Origin of the sequence: Psychrobacter sp. PG1, assembly GCF_014897815.1 — a bacterium.
Classification (GTDB): Bacteria; Pseudomonadota; Gammaproteobacteria; order Pseudomonadales; family Moraxellaceae; genus Psychrobacter.
In genome coordinates this window covers 118,764-134,858 of the sequence record NZ_JABUZG010000052.1, presented here as the reverse complement: position 1 = coordinate 134,858, position 16,095 = coordinate 118,764, and the positions used below count along the sequence as shown (strand labels likewise).

Genomic DNA, 16,095 nt, shown 5'->3' with positions numbered 1-16,095 from the left:
ACTCCATTTATCTGTCCGTATAGAAAAACGAATTAACCCGTTAAGTGGTCATTTCTGGCTTTTATCAGCTAATTTAGCTATTTGTATCATCGTCACGTATGATGACAATATAAAAGGTATGACGATAAAATAGTGAGTATGGCGAATGCTTAGGTATCACAGAGCTTTCGCGCAGATTTTATGCGTCGTATTTTATAATAATCATTCATTTATTTTATATGCATTTATTGTATTTTTTAATATCGAGAGCTTGTCATGACAGATTCTGCTACGCCTGATCAATATCATAACTTTATAGACCAAACAGAGACTGAAATTCGAAGTGCTGAATTACAGACTGTGCCATTGGTCATCGGTATCGTCGCAGGTGAGGTGTCAGGGGATAGCTTGGGCGCAGACTTCATGCAGCAGATGAATAATCTACGTGGTGATATTGTGTGGGTCGGCGTCGGTGGTACAAAAATGCAAGCGCAAGGGCTACACAGCATTTTTCCGTTAGAGCGTTTAGCGGTGATGGGTTTGGTAGAAGTTATGGCGCAATTGCCTGACTTGCTTAAAGCTCGCCGTGAATTACTGAGTGCATTTAAAGCCGCTGATATTGATTGGTTTATCGGCATTGATGCGCCTGATTTTAATCTTAGAGTGGCTAAAAAATTAAAACCGCAAGGCGTATTCTGCGTGCAGTATGTCAGCCCTTCTATTTGGGCATGGCGTGAGTCACGTATTCATAATATTAAAGCAGCGACCGACCTTGTGTTGTGTTTGTTCCCCTTTGAGCTGTCCGTTTATGAGCGCCATAATCATCCAGCAATATGTGTTGGTCATCCACTGTTGCGTACGATCGATCAAACATTATTAGAGACACCGATCAATCAGCGCCGTAGTGAGCTGGTTTGGCACAACGATGGCTTGCAGCAGTTTTTTATTGAACGATTTGACGATGTCAGCCAGCTTATTTGTGTAATGCCAGGCTCTCGGCGCGGTGAAATCACTGCTATTTTGCCATTGATGCTGGATGGTATTCAAAAGTTGATATTGCTTGACCCCAAGCTGTGCTTTATCATTCCGACCGTCGACCAGAATCACCAATACATCGTCCAAGATGTTATTGATCAGCGCTCAGAGCAACTGCGTGCTGCCATCGTTGTAGTTTATGATGATAGCCAGCCAGCCTTTAGTCAGCAAGCGATGGCAGCCTCAGATATTGTAATGCTGGCATCTGGCACTGCAACGCTAGAGGCGATGCTATTAGAGCGACCGATGGTGGTGGTTTATCAATTAAATAAGCTCACCTATCAGATTGCCAAACGCTTAGTCAAAGTGCCTTATGTGGCGCTGCCCAATATTTTGGCTGATACTGCAATCGTTCCTGAGTTGATCCAAGAGCAGGCGAGTGGCGACAATATCTGTCGTACGGTCATGCGGCTACTACAACCGCGTGCCTATGCTGAGCAATTAAAAGATATCGTCGCCACCAAGCACTTATTACAACAGCAGAGTAATCATGATCCTGCTAATAGTGTGATTGAGCAATGGTTTATCCAAGCGAAACATCGGATTTAAGCCATTATTGATTGCGATCATTTCTTCTTCTATTAATTACAATGATACCTAATAACAAAGATACCGCGCCCCTATGAGTAACCAGTACCAAACCCACAACTCTGTCACCCCGATCGAAGTAAGTATTGAGCAAATTGATATCAAAGGTCAATATCTACAGCTGGTTGAGCCTATTCGTTTATCGGGTCAGGTAGATATTGGTGAGCTACTTGTTCAGTATCCGATCAAGGTGGAGCAAGGCTTACAGCAGTCAACGCTACAAATGGGCGTTGATGAGGCAGGACGTGGGCCGTTACTCGGTAGCGTCAATGTGGCTGCTGCGATATTGCCTAAAACCTGGTCAGGATTGATTGAGATGCAGCCATTAAAGGACACGCCATTATCTATCTTGACCGACTCCAAGCAGCTGAGTGAAAAGAAGCGTGACCGACTTTATCCATTGGTTCAACAGCATGCTATTGGTTATGTTGTCGCCGAGATCCCAGCAGCGGTCATCGATCAAGTCAATATCTTGCAAGCGACGATGCTCGGTATGCGCTTATGTACCGAAGTATTGTTAAAAGCCATTGCTCATCATCTTGTCAACTCTATGAGGCAGGTCGAAGTTTTGTTCGATGGTAATCGCTGCCCTGAATTAAATGAGGCAATGCTCGCTGAACTGGGTATAGAAAAATCGACTATCGATTGCCAAGCGTGGGTAAAGGGCGATGCGCGTCATACCAGCATTGCTGCCGCCAGTATATTGGCTAAAGTCAGTCGTGACAAAGCCATGTATGCGCTTGATGCCAAGCATCCAGAATACGGTATCGCCAAACATAAAGGCTATCCAACACGTGCACACATGGAGGCGATCGAAAAATACGGCGTATTATCTGCGCATAGACGTAGTTTTGCACCAGTCAGAAAGTCATTAGAGAAAGCCACTTAAGAACAAATCACTTAAAAATAAACGTTAAACTGAGCGTGCTTCTTTAAAATAGCCTAAGCAAAAATAGTCATGGCTAAAAATAAGACAGTCCGTAATGAACGTATCAGTCTTCAACAAACACCAAGTAAAAATTTTTGGACTGTATTACAATGCCATTACAAATAAATTCAATACTGTGATGTTAGGGCGTGTCGAACATTCGACCATGGCACTGACAGAGGCTATTTTGCAGGCGATTCGACGTTAAAAATAGTAAGTTTAGTCATTCTAAGCGTCTCTTTTTAACAATGAAGCGGCAAAAAAGAGTCCTGTCCCCTTCTGTTAATATCGGGGCTGATACTAAAACTGCCCCATACTGCGTTGCAATTCTAGCTAAGGTATTAACATTATCGTCGACTTGCGCCTTGTCTGGAACAATTTTAGCTATCAGCAGTGCCCATTTGTGAATGTTCAACACGCCCTAGCAGCTTAAGTCTACTTAGCTTATGTCCGCATACTTAACGCTAGCTTTTATTGACTTATATACGTGCTACTATTCTATAGGATAAAAAATGACGCTCAGTACGCTATTAATCAGTACGCCACAAAAAAATCTTGCTGCAGTGCTTTTTTTGACAGTATTTATAACGGCTTGTGGTGGGGGCGGTGGTGGCTCTGATAGCAGCTCTAATACCAATGCGCCAAGCCCGAACCCACCTGCTATCGAGCCAAACGATCAGCCCAATAATAATACAAGCGACAATTCAAGCGATGATGTTGGCGACCAACCTGATAGCACTACTGCTACTAATGAGGTAAAGGCTGCATTAATTGCCAACAATAAGTTCAGTTTGGCACGTACCAGCTGTGGTCTGAGCGGCTTATCTGTTGATACCGTGCTTGATGATGTTGCCATTAAACATGCAAGTTATATTAAATACGTCTTTGCCAATAGCTCACCGACCGCATTCAGTGCGCATTACGAAAATAAGATTGCAGATATTTCTGGCGTTACCAGTAACAATAATCCATTTTTTGGTGGGCTCAGTTTTACCGATCGCTTATCAAACGCAAATTACCCAAATGTACGATATGGTGTGACTGAAAATATCGCCCAATCTATCCACTATAGTTCAGCAGGCAATCTTATTCGCTCGGATGTTGTGGCAGGCTCGATGGCAAAGTCCTTGCTGGCAGCGCCTTACCATTTGCGTTCATTAATGATGCCTAGTGCAAGCGTGACGGGTACTGGCGTGGTTATCTATAAGCCATACAATAAAGAGGCGGAGAACAACCAAGGTTATGTATTGGTCAACCATGCAGCAGCGACCCAAGCGACTAAAGATAATACGGTTAAAGGCGTATTCACTTATCCATGTGAAGGCGTGACGGATACAGTAACCGCACTATATAATGAGACGCCAGATCCTGTCAAGCATACAGGGCGTGACTTGCGAGTGGATCCTATCGGACAACCTATTTATATCAATATGCCATCCGCTCAAACGATTGATATCAGCAATGTGACATTCCATGATATCCAGCGAAATATCAATGTACCGATTGAGCTGCTAGACTATCGCCAAGATCCCTATAAAAATACGGCAAATGCTTTACCAGCAAACGAAGCTTTTATATTACCAATCACTGATAATTTAAAAAGCTGCCAGATTGCCAGTAAAAAAGGCAAAAACTGTGGTTTACATGGCAACAGTGACTACCGTGTCAGCTTTGATATTTTAGTGGATAATAAAACTATCGAGCGTGAGAGCTTTACCTTTACGACAGGGATAGTGAACTAATAATTAAGTGAACTAAGACGTGTTCTTAATCTGAATAAAAGCACCAATCTGGACGAAAATATCTAAAGAGTAAGTAGAATAAAGCAAGGGCTGAACCAGTTATCTGATTCAGCCCTTGCTTTATTATGATAGTCAAGCCATTGCACTATAAAAGAGTTCGGCGTTCCTCTCGCTTGAAATATTATATATGCCTATACTTGGTTGCCTTGTACTTCACACTTCTTTTGAGTTGAAGTAACTATATTACAATAAACCATATTGCAATCAATTATATAGATATATAAGCGCTAAAACGACGAGTTCGGTTGTTGCAAGAAGGCTTCTTCTTCATCCGTTGACTCGCGATCTAAAATGTCATTGCGATGCGGATAGCGACCGAATTGCTCAATGATATCTTTATGACGATTTTCGAAATCCAGCGTATTGTCATCATGTAATTTTTCAAACAATGGTAAGTAGCGCTTATGGATCATCAATGATTCAGAGTGCATAAATGGCATGATGATAAACTTGCGCCATTCAGTCGGTAACGTATCAAAGTGTGGTTGTCCAATAGCCTCTTGTGCCAATGCGATAGCCATACTATCTTGTGCAAAAGCGCCTGCTTGCCCGCGGCACAAATTACGCGAAAACTGATCTAAGACAATAATTTCTGCTAGTCTGCCTGCCAACGCCGTGATGGAGCTATTGCTATCGGTTGGTGCGTTGGCGATACGCCATGTCACGTATTCACCTTGCTTTGCCGCATGCCAGATGTCACCGAATTTATCCTTTATCTGCTTATCAAAAGCATCATTTTGCGCAAACCAATATTGCTCATTGTCTTTGTCGAACCAAAACTCCAGTACTGTACGCGCATTAGCATCAAGATGTTCTAAATGAATATTTTTTGGGTCGAGCTGCGATGAATAAGCTTGGCTAGTAGCAGTGGAATAATCGGTTGATAGTGACATAAGATATTCTAATTATGATGAATTTAGTCTACTATAGCGCAAATATTTATGTCTGTCATGATGCCAACAGCAGCTATTAGGTAACCTCTTATGAATGCAAAAACTTCGCTAAACATTACCCAATCATCTCTACCGCCCACGCCTTATTATTTGCTCGATGAAGCGGCAATCGTTGCCAATATGCAGATTATCTCGCGGCTGTGCGAGCTATCAGGCGCAAAGGCCTTGCTCGCGCTCAAATGCTTTGCAACTTGGGGCGTGTTTGATGTGATGCAGCCTTATTTGCACGGCACAACGTCATCGTCACTCAATGAAGTTAGACTTGGCTACGAGACTTTTGGTAAAGGTAAAGACAGTGATAATAAAAAAGAAACTCATGCTTACAGCGTCGCCTATAGTGCTGATGAGATCGATGAAGTATTGAGCTATGCTGATAAAATTATCTTTAACTCTATCTCGCAACTCAATACATTTGGGTCACAAGCGCGTTCTAAAAACATTCCTGTCGGTTTACGATTGAACCCAAAGACCAGTAATTCATCGTTTATCATCGCTGATCCTGCGCGTCCTTTTAGCCGTTTGGGTGAACATGATAAAAACAAGATTTCAGCGGTACTTGATGACATTACTGGGGTAATGATTCATAACAACTGCGAAAATGACAGCTTTGAAGCCTTTAGTGCCAGCTTGGCAGATATCGAAGACAGATTTGGTGATATTTTAGCGCAGCTTGAGTGGGTGAGTTTGGGCGGTGGTATTCACTTTATCGCGCCTGATTATCCACTAGAAAAACTGGCTGACAGGTTAAAAGGCTTTAGTGAAAAATATGGGGTGCAAGTTTATCTTGAACCGGGTGAGGCAAGTATCCATGGTGCTGGGTCATTGGTCACGACCGTCTTAGATACTATGCACAATGAAAAAAATCTCGCTGTAGTAGATTCATCCATTGAAGCGCACATGCTTGATTTGTTAATTTACCGTGAGTCAGCGCCGATAGCGGCTGTTAATAGTGATTTAATGAATATTGCCTCTCTTGATATCGACCCTACCAATATCGCCCCCATCAGCGAGAACGCTAAGTCAGCTGATAATACCATTATTTATGGTCGTTCTTGTTTGGCGGGCGATATCTTTGGTGAGTATGCCTTGCCAAATAACCTAACAATAGGTGATAAGATTGCGTTTGGTAATGCCGCAGGTTATACCATGGTGAAAAAGAACTGGTTCAATGGTGTTAATATGCCAGCAATTGTGATTCGTCGTCTAGATGGCAGTATAGATGTGCAGCGCAATTTTGATTATCAAGATTACAAAGCCAGCTTGTCTTAGTTTAGTTGTGTCGATAAATTGATTTGAATTTTAGAAAACAAAGACTTAAGTGTGTTTTTGAATGACTTTAACTCGTCTGTTTTTTATACATTATTTTTACCGATGTCTTCATAAAAATTGTTATAATCGCCACGGGCAAAAGCCAACAATCAAATGGTGCTTTGCCCGACGGGTGCGTGGGTTTTCCTCGGTCTTCCTTTTTAATTCACGCATATCATTCACTCGTTTCTGTTTTGACTCGCCACTATCGATGGTATCGACAGAGACACAAAGGAGGATTGTTCATTGAACACAAACCAACAAGCCAAATCTAGCAAAAAAGACGTACTCATCATCGGAGCCGGCGGTGTCGCTCAAGTGGTCGCGCATAAATGTGCGATGCATAACGATATCCTTGGCGAGATTCATATTGCCTCGCGCACGCAAGATAAATGTGATGCCATCGCCCAAAGCGTGAAAGATAAAAATAGCTTCAAGCAGCCTGCCGTATTGCATACGCACCAAGTGGATGCTATGGATACTCAAGCGCTGATACAGTTGATTCAAGAGTCGGGTATCCAAATCGTCATCAATGTCGGTTCGGCATTTATCAATATGACGGTATTGGAAGCTTGTATCGAGACAGGTGTTGCTTATATCGATACTGCCATTCACGAAGATCCACGCAAGATTTGCGAGACGCCGCCATGGTATGACAATTACGAATGGCAGCGCAAACAGCGCTGTGCGGACAATAATGTCACGGCGATTTTAGGGGCTGGATTTGACCCCGGTATGGTCAACGCCTATGCGCGTCTTGGCTATGACATGATGGATGCAGGTTCGGTGACGGATATCGATATCATTGATATCAATGCTGGCAGCCACGGTAAATACTTCGCTACTAACTTCGATCCTGAGATTAACTTCCGTGAATTTACCGGTACGGTCTACTCTTGGCAGGACAGCAAGTGGCAGTCTAATAAAATGTTCGAAGTGAAGCGTACTGACGATTTACCAGTGGTTGGCGTGCAAAACAGTTATTTAAGTGGTCATGATGAAGTGCATTCGTTATCCGCCAATTTAGACGTACCAAATATCCGTTTTTGGATGGGATTTGGTGAGCATTATATTAATGTATTCACTGTGCTACAAAGTTTGGGTCTACTCTCTGAGCAGCCAGTGATGACTGCTGAAGGGCAAGAAGTAATTCCGTTAAAAGTGGTCAAAGCGGTACTGCCAGACCCAAGCTCTCTTGCACCGAACTATACGGGCAAGACCTGCATCGGTGACAAAGTCAAAGGCAAAATCAACGGCGTCGATAGCGAGGTATTTATTTACAATATCTCAGATCATAAAGACGCTTATAACGAAGTTGGTAGCCAAGGTATCTCTTATACCGCAGGCGTACCACCCGTCGCTGCTGCGATTCTGGTCGCAACTGGTGAGTGGGATGCTGGCAAGATGGTCAACGTCGAAGAGTTGGATGCCAAGCCATTTATCAATCTATTGAATAAGATTGGTTTGCCAACGCGTATCAAAGATAGCGAAGGCGACAGAGCGTTAGCGTTTGATATTTAAATAATAAGTTCGATTTAGAAAAGCCTATCTTTTATAGATAGGCTTTTTTTATGTCTGAGTTTTTACTTTAATTTTACGAGGAGGTAGGGGAGCCAATCCTGCTATCCGCTATATACACACTACGATTACTTACTTGCACATAGTTAAAATATTAGTAGATAATCGAATTTCTAAATTACATAAATAAGGATGGATTTTATGAACTTACAAGCTCTAGAAGAGATTATTAACAATAATGTAGAAATTATTGAAGAAGCTGCTGCTGATAATAATGCAGATAAAGATGTTGTTATTGGAATTGCAAAATTTGCTGTTATTAATGGGTTTGATAAATTATCAGACCCACAAAAATATCATTTTAATAACTGTATTAGACACTTAATCGAAGATGTTCAGTGTCCTGGTTACAATCATGAATGTGAAGAAGCACCAACAGAATGTCCTAATATTTTAGATGAAGATCAGCTTGTAGAGTACTATCAAAATATAACTGAGTATTGTGAACAATGTGAGGCACAAGCTTCTGATGATGCTTATAGAAAAGCGGCATTTTTCCGTGATTGAAAGCAATATATCATAATAGAGGTTCTATAAGTTGGACGTCTTGTCCAGCTTATTATCTTTGAATTAGTTCTAATAAATTGGCTCCTTTGAATAAAGAAGTTTAGTCAATCGACTAAAAAGGAGTTACAGCATTAACCTCCTCTTGAGTTATGACATACACATTCGGTTGCTTTTTATCTCTTTTAGATTGAATCAACTATATTCATTTAATGGTTCCTCAATTACAACTGACTTATATTCGCTTAACTAGGTCTTTCTATGCTTTAATCAAAAGCTAAGGCATAATCCATAGACGGTCAATTCAATCTACAAATTATGCCCTTAGCATTTCAAGAGTCTTCTATCACCCCTCACTAGGGTTATAATTTCTCAACGCCGCAATACGGTCATCAAGCGTTGGATGTGAGCGGAAAAGGTTTGCGATACTAAAGCCCGTAGATTGTCCTGATGAAATAGCAAATGCTTTCATGCTCTCAGGCATTTGATCGGGACGCTGCTCGGAAGGACGTAAAGCATCAAGCGCACTAATCATTTTGTCTTTGCTAGCAAGCTTTGCACCCATCTGATCGGCACGGAATTCGCGTAGACGCGAGAACCACATTACGATGGCAGACGCCAAAAATCCAAGCAAAATATCCATCACAATACTCGTGATGAAGTAACCAATACCTGGGCTATCACTGGTATTTTTAAACACCGTCCGATCGACGAAGCTACCAATAATACGCGCAAAGAACATCACAAAGGCGTTTACCACCCCTTGGATGAGCGCCAGCGTGACCATATCACCGTTTGCCACGTGACCAATTTCATGCGCCAATACCGCTTCTACTTCATCGGGTGTCATGCTTTGCAGTAAGCCAGATGAAACAGCGACCAACGCTTTGTTTTTATTCCAGCCTGTGGCAAACGCGTTTGGCTGAGAATTATTAAAAATTCCTACTTCTGGCATGCCAATATTTACCGCTCGCGCTTGTCTAGCGACCGTATCTACAAGCCATTTTTCAGTGGCATTGCTTGGCGTTTCAATAACCACCGTTCCCGTTGATCTTTTGGCCATCCACTTCGAGATAAATAGTGATACCATCGAACCAACCATGCCGTATACGCCGCACATAATGGCAAGACTGGTGTAATTTAACCCGCCCGCACCATGTACGCCACCAATCCCAAAGAATCTGGATAAAATACCAAACACGATGCTAAATACCACAATCACCGCTAAGTTGGTCAATAAGAACAATCCAATACGCATCATGATGCCAGTTTCCTCATTTAAATTTAAAGACAACTTTAAGACATAATCCTCTATGAGGTATTATATTTTTATATATGTTTTTACTTTACATAAATGGCGTTATTTTGATAAATAACAATCCCCGTTAACCGTATAAATACAGTGATATGGTTAGCGAGCAAAGAATAAAAATAAATGATAAAGCCATCTAAAAGGTAAGAATAATTATTTTTTGACGGTTTAAATAGTAAAGGGCTAAAAGTAAACAATTAAAACGAAAATAGTTAGCAGGTATCATGAGCACTCATTGTTCAGGTTTGTCATTTAACGCGCTATAAGGTCTAATCATGAACGCTCTAGCACTTAAAGTCCCTCCAGTCGCTCAAGTTATTATTACCGCCGCTGCTATGTATGGCGTCTCTAAAATGCTTCCTACTTTGACGTTCTCACTCAACGGCTCAACTACACTGGCAGGGTGTTTGGGTGTGATAGGGCTGAGCTTAGGTATTATGGGTGTGACTCAATTTAGAATAGCTCAGACCACGCCCAATCCGCAAGCGTTAGAGAAGGTCTCTAGTTTAGTGACCAGCGGCGTATATCAGTATAGCCGCAATCCGATGTATGTTGGCTTGGTGCTTATACTATTAGGCTGGGCGTTCTATCTTTCTCACTTTCTGGCGTTTGTATTATTGCCTATTTTTATACTTTATATGACGCGCTTTCAAATCCAGCCAGAAGAGCAGATGATGGCACGAAAATTCGGCAAAACTTATCAGGATTATCTAAATAAAGTGCGGCGCTGGATTTGAGGTATAGTAAGTAAAGATTTTATGATAAATGAATGAACAATAAAATCAGGGAGATGACATTATGGAAATGAAAAATATACCTTTTGCTATTACCGATTGGACGACAGTAGAAGCGGTAGAAAATAAAGGTGAAACGGGCACGGGGTATTGGAAGACTTGCGAATTTAACAATATCAATGTGCATATGGTTGAGTACTCCGCAGGCTACCTTGCCGATCACTGGTGCGATAAAGGACATATTTTATTCTGTGTTGAGGGCGAGCTGAACACCGAACTAAAAGATGGTCGTACTTTCACCTTAACAGCGGGCATGACTTATCAAGTGGCGGACAATACGATTGCACATCGTTCGTCAACGAAGATAGGCGCTAAGCTATTTATTGTTGATTGATATTGCCAGTAACACCATAAAATTCATAAAGCTATAAAACCATAGATCTATAAAAATAAAGCGAGAACATAAAATGCAACTAGAAATTAATGTCATCGATGCTTTCACTGATACCGTTTTTAAAGGAAATTCAGCGGCAGTTGTTATCACTGATAACTGGCTCACTGATGATTTGATGCAGTCTATTGCTTTTGAAAACAACTTATCCGAGACAGCTTTTATGGTTCTTGATGATAAAGGCATTTATCATATCCGCTGGTTTTCACCATTCACTGAGATTGCATTTTGCGGGCATGCAACCTTGGCGTCAGCCTTTGTGTTATTTAACAAAAACCCTCATTTAGACTGTATTAAGTTTTCAGCCAAAGCGGTTGGTATATTGACCATTGTGCAAACAGACGATAGCAAAATACAAATGGACTTTCCTAATACTAAGCCTGAGAAAGTTGACAGTATCCCTGATAGCTTGCTTGCAGGACTATCTATTGCACCCATTGAAGTCTATAAAAATGCTCAAGCCTATTTTGTGATTTATAATGCTGAGTCCGACGTATTAACAGTAGCGCGTGATAACGAGCAGCTAAAACAGCTTGCGCCTTTAGATGTGGTGGTGACTTGTCAGGCTAAGTCTGCTGACTACAAAAACTATGATTTTATTTCACGTTATTTTTGGCCAGCCAATGGTGGCGATGAAGACCCAGTGACGGGTTCGGCTCATACTGCTTTAGCACCATTATGGGCTGAGCGTTTGGGTAAAAATCACTTGGTCGCTTATCAAGCATCAAAACGAGGCGGTATTTTAGACTGTGTCGTCGCAGGTGACAGAGTAATGATTTCTGGCAATGCCGTACAGTATATGACAGGTTTTATCACCGTTTAGGAGTAGATGGTTTTGACTGAATTAAAAACCGTTGGACTGTTTGCGCTGACCGCATTAGCAGAGATTGCGGGCTGCTATTTGCCTTATCTATGGCTGCGAGAAGGTAAGTCTATTTGGCTGCTTGTCCCTGGCGTACTAAGCTTGGTCGCTTTCGTTTGGCTGTTGTCTTTACATCCTGCCGCAGCTGGTAGAGTCTACGCGGCTTATGGCGGCGTGTATATTTCGATGGCTATTTTATGGTTGTGGACGGTGAATGGTATCAGGCCGACCACGTGGGATATAGTAGGTTCTGCGGTTGCGTTATTAGGCATGGCAATTATTATGTTTGCGCCGCGCGGTGCTTAGCATAAAGACCGCACCTAGCATAAAAAATGCCAATCAAACCGTGAGGTTCGATTGGCATTTTTTAAATGGCACAATGATGCACTAAATATTAATGTTTACCTAAGATACTGCCGTTGTCGTCTTTCTTAGATTGTTTGGCGGCTTTTTTCTCTTTTGCCGTTAATAGCGGTTTCTTTTTTACATTCTTTTTACTGTCTTGACCTTTACTCATGGTTTTTTCCTCTTGAGATAAGCCGTAATACCTTTTAAGCCAGTGTAAATAGCTGGAAGGTTAGATTAATGCTGATGACGCAAATAGTGCGTACTGCAATGAGTATATGCTTAAGGTGTCGCAATAGATAGCACTAGCACAATTCACCTACGATTCGAGTCAATCCTGTATTCATCCCTTGTTTAATGCTACTTCTAAAAATTTGTCTGATAAATGGGTTGTATAAGTAGATTTTCGATGCCATGGATTTATTTAGTCAATACTGCTATTAATAAGTGCTTACTTACGGAGTCATCACGATTTGCTATAATAAGCCACAAGCCGATAAGTTGTCGCGGCAAACTTTTATAATATTCATATTTAGCATAAAAATGCTTACTGTTTTGGTTGATTGTTATGCGTATCCGTAAACTTTTTAAATTTGAAAATGCACATATTGTGCGTAATTGTAGCTCTGAGCGCTGCAAACACTCTATCCATGGTCATAGTTATCAGATTGAACTGATTCTTGAGGCTAAGCGCTTGGATCACGGACAAATGGTCTATGATTTTGGCTTATTAAAATCGTCTATCAAGGACATTATCGATAGCTTTGATCATGCGATTTGTTTTTGGAATAAAGACGACCCTGAGTATGTCGCTGCCTGTAAAAAATTCAGTGCGCGCTGGATAAGCTTGCCAGTATCGCCATCGGCAGAGCAGTTTTCACGCGTGATATTCTTTTGGGCGCAAGAAATTTTAAAACAAACCCAAATGCAAAACGGTGAATCTGATGTCAGCGTTTATTCGGTGATTGCACACGAAACCGCTACCGGTTACGCGCAGTGCTTTGCTGATGATGTGGCGAATGAGCAAATGGGTAAGCTTCATTTAGAAGCGTTTGAGTTTAGCGATCAAGTCAGTGCCGAGTGGCACGACCCTGAGCTATATGCCAAATTGATCCGCGGTGAAAGCTTTATTAACCCAACGGTGACTATGCAGGTACAGACGCAAGTGCAGGTAGGTAAGCCTGATGCCTAATAGTACAACAGAGGACAAAAACGCTAAGACGCTGACACTGTATACAGAAGCTGATACTCAACGTTTGGCTGCGCAATTGGCAGCTTTACCCTTGACAGGTAGTGTCTGGTTGGCAGGTGATTTAGGGGCAGGTAAAACGACTCTGACTCGCTATTGGTTGCAGGCGCTCGGGCATGTAGGTGCCGTCAAAAGCCCAACTTATACCTTGGTTGAGCCTTATAGCATCGAGCAAACAGACGGCTCAATCAAGCCAGTTTATCACGCGGATTTGTATCGTCTGCAAGACCCAGAAGAGCTGTCTTTTATCGGTTTTGATGAATATCTGGATGAGCCAAACGCGTTGGTTATCATCGAATGGGCAAGCCGCGCAGACAGCTATTTACCGACGCCCACCTTGTTTATTGATATGACGCAAGCTACTAGTACTGACAAGGATAGCGAGTTGCGTCAAGTTAAGCTGCGGCTATCGAAGGCTGGACAAGCGCAAGGCTTGGATTTATCCTCTGTTAAGATTTAATTATATATTTGAATGTTCAACAGACCTTAATATAAGTCATCAATATCTGCCAGTACTACTTATCATCACGTAAAACAACGATACCTCTTAATGCCGCAAATCCCAGACAATCATTCTTATACTCGCATCAAAAAACTATCGCCGCTGCTCATAAATCAATTGGCAGCGGGTGAGGTAGTGACACGCCCAGCAGCCGTAGTCAAAGAGCTGCTAGAAAATGCCATTGACGCTGGTGCGACCAATATTGAGATACATATTACTCAAGGCGGCATGGGTATGATTGAAGTGGTCGACAATGGCGTGGGCATTCATCCCGATGATATGGTCATGGCAATTACCCGTCATGCAACCAGTAAAGTCGCGGATGTCGCTAACTTACACGGTATTACGACGTTGGGTTTTCGCGGGGAAGCACTAGCAGCGACGGCGGCAGTATCTCGGCTGACTTTAACCAGTAGCCATGATGACAGTGGCATCGGTCGCCAGTTGCAAGTCGCGGGTGTGTTAGATGATGCGCCAAAGCTTATGCCAGTTGTGCATCATCGTGGTACGACCATTACGGTTAAGGATTTATATTTTAATGTACCAGCACGCCGTGGCAATTTGAAATCTATTGCGACGGAGTTCGGTCATATCGAAACGATTGTGCGCGAAGTGGCTTTGGCGCGAGCAGATGTGGCGCTGACGCTGTTTCATGATAATAAAAAACGGTTGTCACTTTCTTCAAATGCGATGTCTTTAAGTACGATGTCTTCAGCTACAAGGCTTTCGAATTCAAAGTCTTTAAGTGCCGTTTCTACAAATGCTAATGGCAATAATAATGGCAATCCTTTGCCATTATCACGTCTTGAGCAAGCGACTGGGTTGTCGTTAACCAAGAAGGCGTTAGAAATAGCGATAGACCTCACCAGTTTAATGCAGCCATCCAGAGAGTATGCCAATAATAGCTTTGGCGATCAAGCGAGCGTTAATGGTTGGTTATGGCCTATCACTGATTCGCAGGATACCTTACCAAAGTTAATCTATGTGAATGGAAGACTGGTCAAAGAAGCATTGATAAGCAATCAGCTACGCCAACTTGCCCAAACTGCTCAGTTGGTAGGAATTGGCTATGCGCTTTATTTTGATTTGCCCACTCAGTGGCTCAATATCAATGTGCATCCATCTAAACAGCGTATTAAAATAAGTCCGATCAATAATATTATGGCGCATGTAAGCCATGCGATTCGGACAAAACTTAAGACGGTAGTGACTACAGAGACGATCAGATCTCCTAATGCTAATGCTAATGCTACTATTCAAATACTAGGTAATAGTCAGATAGTAGATAGTAATTTGTCTATCGATAATGCATTCGCTACTGTAATGCCAAACACATCAACGACCATTCATTCAAGCAAAAGCCATCAGGTAAAATCGCCCAAACAACCCTATCAGTTGTCAGAAAATAGGTATTCGCCTCAAACCTTAAACATACCAAGTGTTTCTGAGAAAATAAGTCAAAACACCAGAGGTATCGCTAACGATGTCGCAATACATTCGGTATCTTTGCCTTATTGCCTAGATGTTGTTACTCATTTAAATGAGGCATTAACCAAATCTGTTGGCACGACATATATTGAGAATAAAGCACTGCCTTGGTTATTGTTTTATCATCAAAGCCAATGTGTATTGATCGGTGCAGAGAATTGGCAATCAAAGATGCGTTCATTATTTGAGTCAAGTTTACTTAGTAATAGGGCAGGTAAAAAAGATCAATGGTTGCACAGTGCAAATGACATTAATCAACAACTTGCTGCCGTGAGCATGCAAATGTCAAAGCAAGACTTGATGGTGTTCTTGGGTGATGTCGACGCGTTACTGACCCAGCATGCGATTAAAGCGATAGATGGTAATCAACTAGCAACATTGATGCTATTATCTGCGCCTGAGTCAAGACAGCTATAACGACAAAAAATATAATAAGCAAGTTTTAGCGATGACACCGCTCAAGTTTATTTATTGCTA

The 16,095-nt window shown here is 42.0% G+C and carries 17 protein-coding genes; 14 read left to right on the top strand and 3 right to left on the bottom strand.

From position 1 onward, the window contains the following. The first annotated feature begins 255 nt into the window (after window positions 1-255). The 4 genes from lpxB (at window position 256) to INT03_RS06120 (ending at window position 4,272) form a co-directional block, all read left to right on the top strand. Entirely contained in the window at window positions 256-1,563 is a 1,308-nt protein-coding gene (lpxB, locus tag INT03_RS06135) for a lipid-A-disaccharide synthase (RefSeq protein WP_193008184.1), read from the top strand. A 73-nt stretch (window positions 1,564-1,636) separates the two neighbouring features. Beyond that, window positions 1,637-2,491, top strand: a complete 855-nt coding sequence (locus tag INT03_RS06130; protein ID WP_193008182.1) for a ribonuclease HII — start codon at window positions 1,637-1,639, stop codon at window positions 2,489-2,491. Window positions 2,492-2,585: 94 nt separating this feature from the next. Continuing rightward, a complete protein-coding gene (locus INT03_RS06125; RefSeq protein WP_193008180.1) occupies window positions 2,586-2,738 on the top strand; it encodes a hypothetical protein in 153 nt (50 codons plus the stop codon). A gap of 304 nt (window positions 2,739-3,042) precedes the next feature. Beyond that, window positions 3,043-4,272, top strand: a complete 1,230-nt coding sequence (locus tag INT03_RS06120) for a CAP domain-containing protein (protein WP_193008179.1) — start codon at window positions 3,043-3,045, stop codon at window positions 4,270-4,272. Between the two features lie 287 nt (window positions 4,273-4,559). Here the strand turns inward: INT03_RS06120 and INT03_RS06115 are convergent, their stop codons facing one another. After that, on the bottom strand, window positions 4,560-5,225 hold the full coding sequence (locus tag INT03_RS06115; protein WP_193008177.1) for a DUF924 family protein: 666 nt from the start codon (window positions 5,223-5,225) through the stop codon (window positions 4,560-4,562). A 90-nt stretch (window positions 5,226-5,315) separates the two neighbouring features. On the opposite strand from INT03_RS06115, the gene INT03_RS06110 reads away from it, so the two are divergent. From INT03_RS06110 to INT03_RS06100, 3 genes are all read left to right on the top strand, one after another. Beyond that, complete coding sequence (locus INT03_RS06110) at window positions 5,316-6,554, top strand: carboxynorspermidine decarboxylase (protein ID WP_193008175.1); 1,239 nt, start codon at window positions 5,316-5,318, stop codon at window positions 6,552-6,554. Between the two features lie 285 nt (window positions 6,555-6,839). Further along, on the top strand, window positions 6,840-8,114 hold the full coding sequence (locus INT03_RS06105; protein WP_055124939.1) for a saccharopine dehydrogenase family protein: 1,275 nt from the start codon (window positions 6,840-6,842) through the stop codon (window positions 8,112-8,114). A gap of 198 nt (window positions 8,115-8,312) precedes the next feature. Continuing rightward, window positions 8,313-8,678, top strand: coding sequence for a hypothetical protein (locus tag INT03_RS06100; RefSeq protein ID WP_193008173.1), 366 nt, complete (start codon window positions 8,313-8,315; stop codon window positions 8,676-8,678). Between the two features lie 343 nt (window positions 8,679-9,021). On the opposite strand, the gene htpX is transcribed toward INT03_RS06100, so the two are convergent. Then, window positions 9,022-9,936: a protease HtpX gene (gene htpX / locus INT03_RS06095; RefSeq protein ID WP_055124936.1), complete on the bottom strand. Its 915-nt coding sequence runs from the start codon at window positions 9,934-9,936 to the stop codon at window positions 9,022-9,024. 326 nt (window positions 9,937-10,262) lie between these two features. On the opposite strand from htpX, the gene INT03_RS06090 reads away from it, so the two are divergent. From INT03_RS06090 to INT03_RS06075, 4 genes are all read left to right on the top strand, one after another. Continuing rightward, window positions 10,263-10,724 (top strand): methyltransferase family protein, encoded by a 462-nt coding sequence (locus INT03_RS06090; RefSeq protein ID WP_055124935.1) that lies wholly within the window; start codon window positions 10,263-10,265, stop codon window positions 10,722-10,724. A 61-nt stretch (window positions 10,725-10,785) separates the two neighbouring features. After that, entirely contained in the window at window positions 10,786-11,115 is a 330-nt protein-coding gene (locus tag INT03_RS06085; protein ID WP_055124934.1) for a DHCW motif cupin fold protein, read from the top strand. 73 nt (window positions 11,116-11,188) lie between these two features. Then, window positions 11,189-11,995, top strand: coding sequence for a PhzF family phenazine biosynthesis protein (locus tag INT03_RS06080; RefSeq protein ID WP_055124933.1), 807 nt, complete (start codon window positions 11,189-11,191; stop codon window positions 11,993-11,995). A gap of 12 nt (window positions 11,996-12,007) precedes the next feature. Continuing rightward, window positions 12,008-12,340, top strand: a complete 333-nt coding sequence (locus INT03_RS06075; protein WP_055125033.1) for a YnfA family protein — start codon at window positions 12,008-12,010, stop codon at window positions 12,338-12,340. Window positions 12,341-12,428: 88 nt separating this feature from the next. Here the strand turns inward: INT03_RS06075 and INT03_RS15025 are convergent, their stop codons facing one another. After that, complete coding sequence (locus INT03_RS15025) at window positions 12,429-12,551, bottom strand: hypothetical protein (protein WP_020443648.1); 123 nt, start codon at window positions 12,549-12,551, stop codon at window positions 12,429-12,431. Between the two features lie 396 nt (window positions 12,552-12,947). Between INT03_RS15025 and INT03_RS06070 the strand changes: the two genes are divergently transcribed. The 3 genes from INT03_RS06070 (at window position 12,948) to mutL (ending at window position 16,035) form a co-directional block, all read left to right on the top strand. After that, complete coding sequence (locus INT03_RS06070; RefSeq protein ID WP_045446397.1) at window positions 12,948-13,571, top strand: 6-pyruvoyl trahydropterin synthase family protein; 624 nt, start codon at window positions 12,948-12,950, stop codon at window positions 13,569-13,571. Continuing rightward, the gene (gene tsaE / locus INT03_RS06065; protein WP_193008171.1) at window positions 13,564-14,088 is read left to right on the top strand and encodes a tRNA (adenosine(37)-N6)-threonylcarbamoyltransferase complex ATPase subunit type 1 TsaE; all 525 of its coding nucleotides are present in this window, start codon (window positions 13,564-13,566) and stop codon (window positions 14,086-14,088) included. Before INT03_RS06070 ends, tsaE begins: the two co-directional genes overlap by 8 nt. Window positions 14,089-14,178: 90 nt before the next feature. Further along, window positions 14,179-16,035, top strand: a complete 1,857-nt coding sequence (gene mutL, locus INT03_RS06060) for a DNA mismatch repair endonuclease MutL (RefSeq protein WP_193008163.1) — start codon at window positions 14,179-14,181, stop codon at window positions 16,033-16,035. Window positions 16,036-16,095 lie beyond the last annotated feature (60 nt).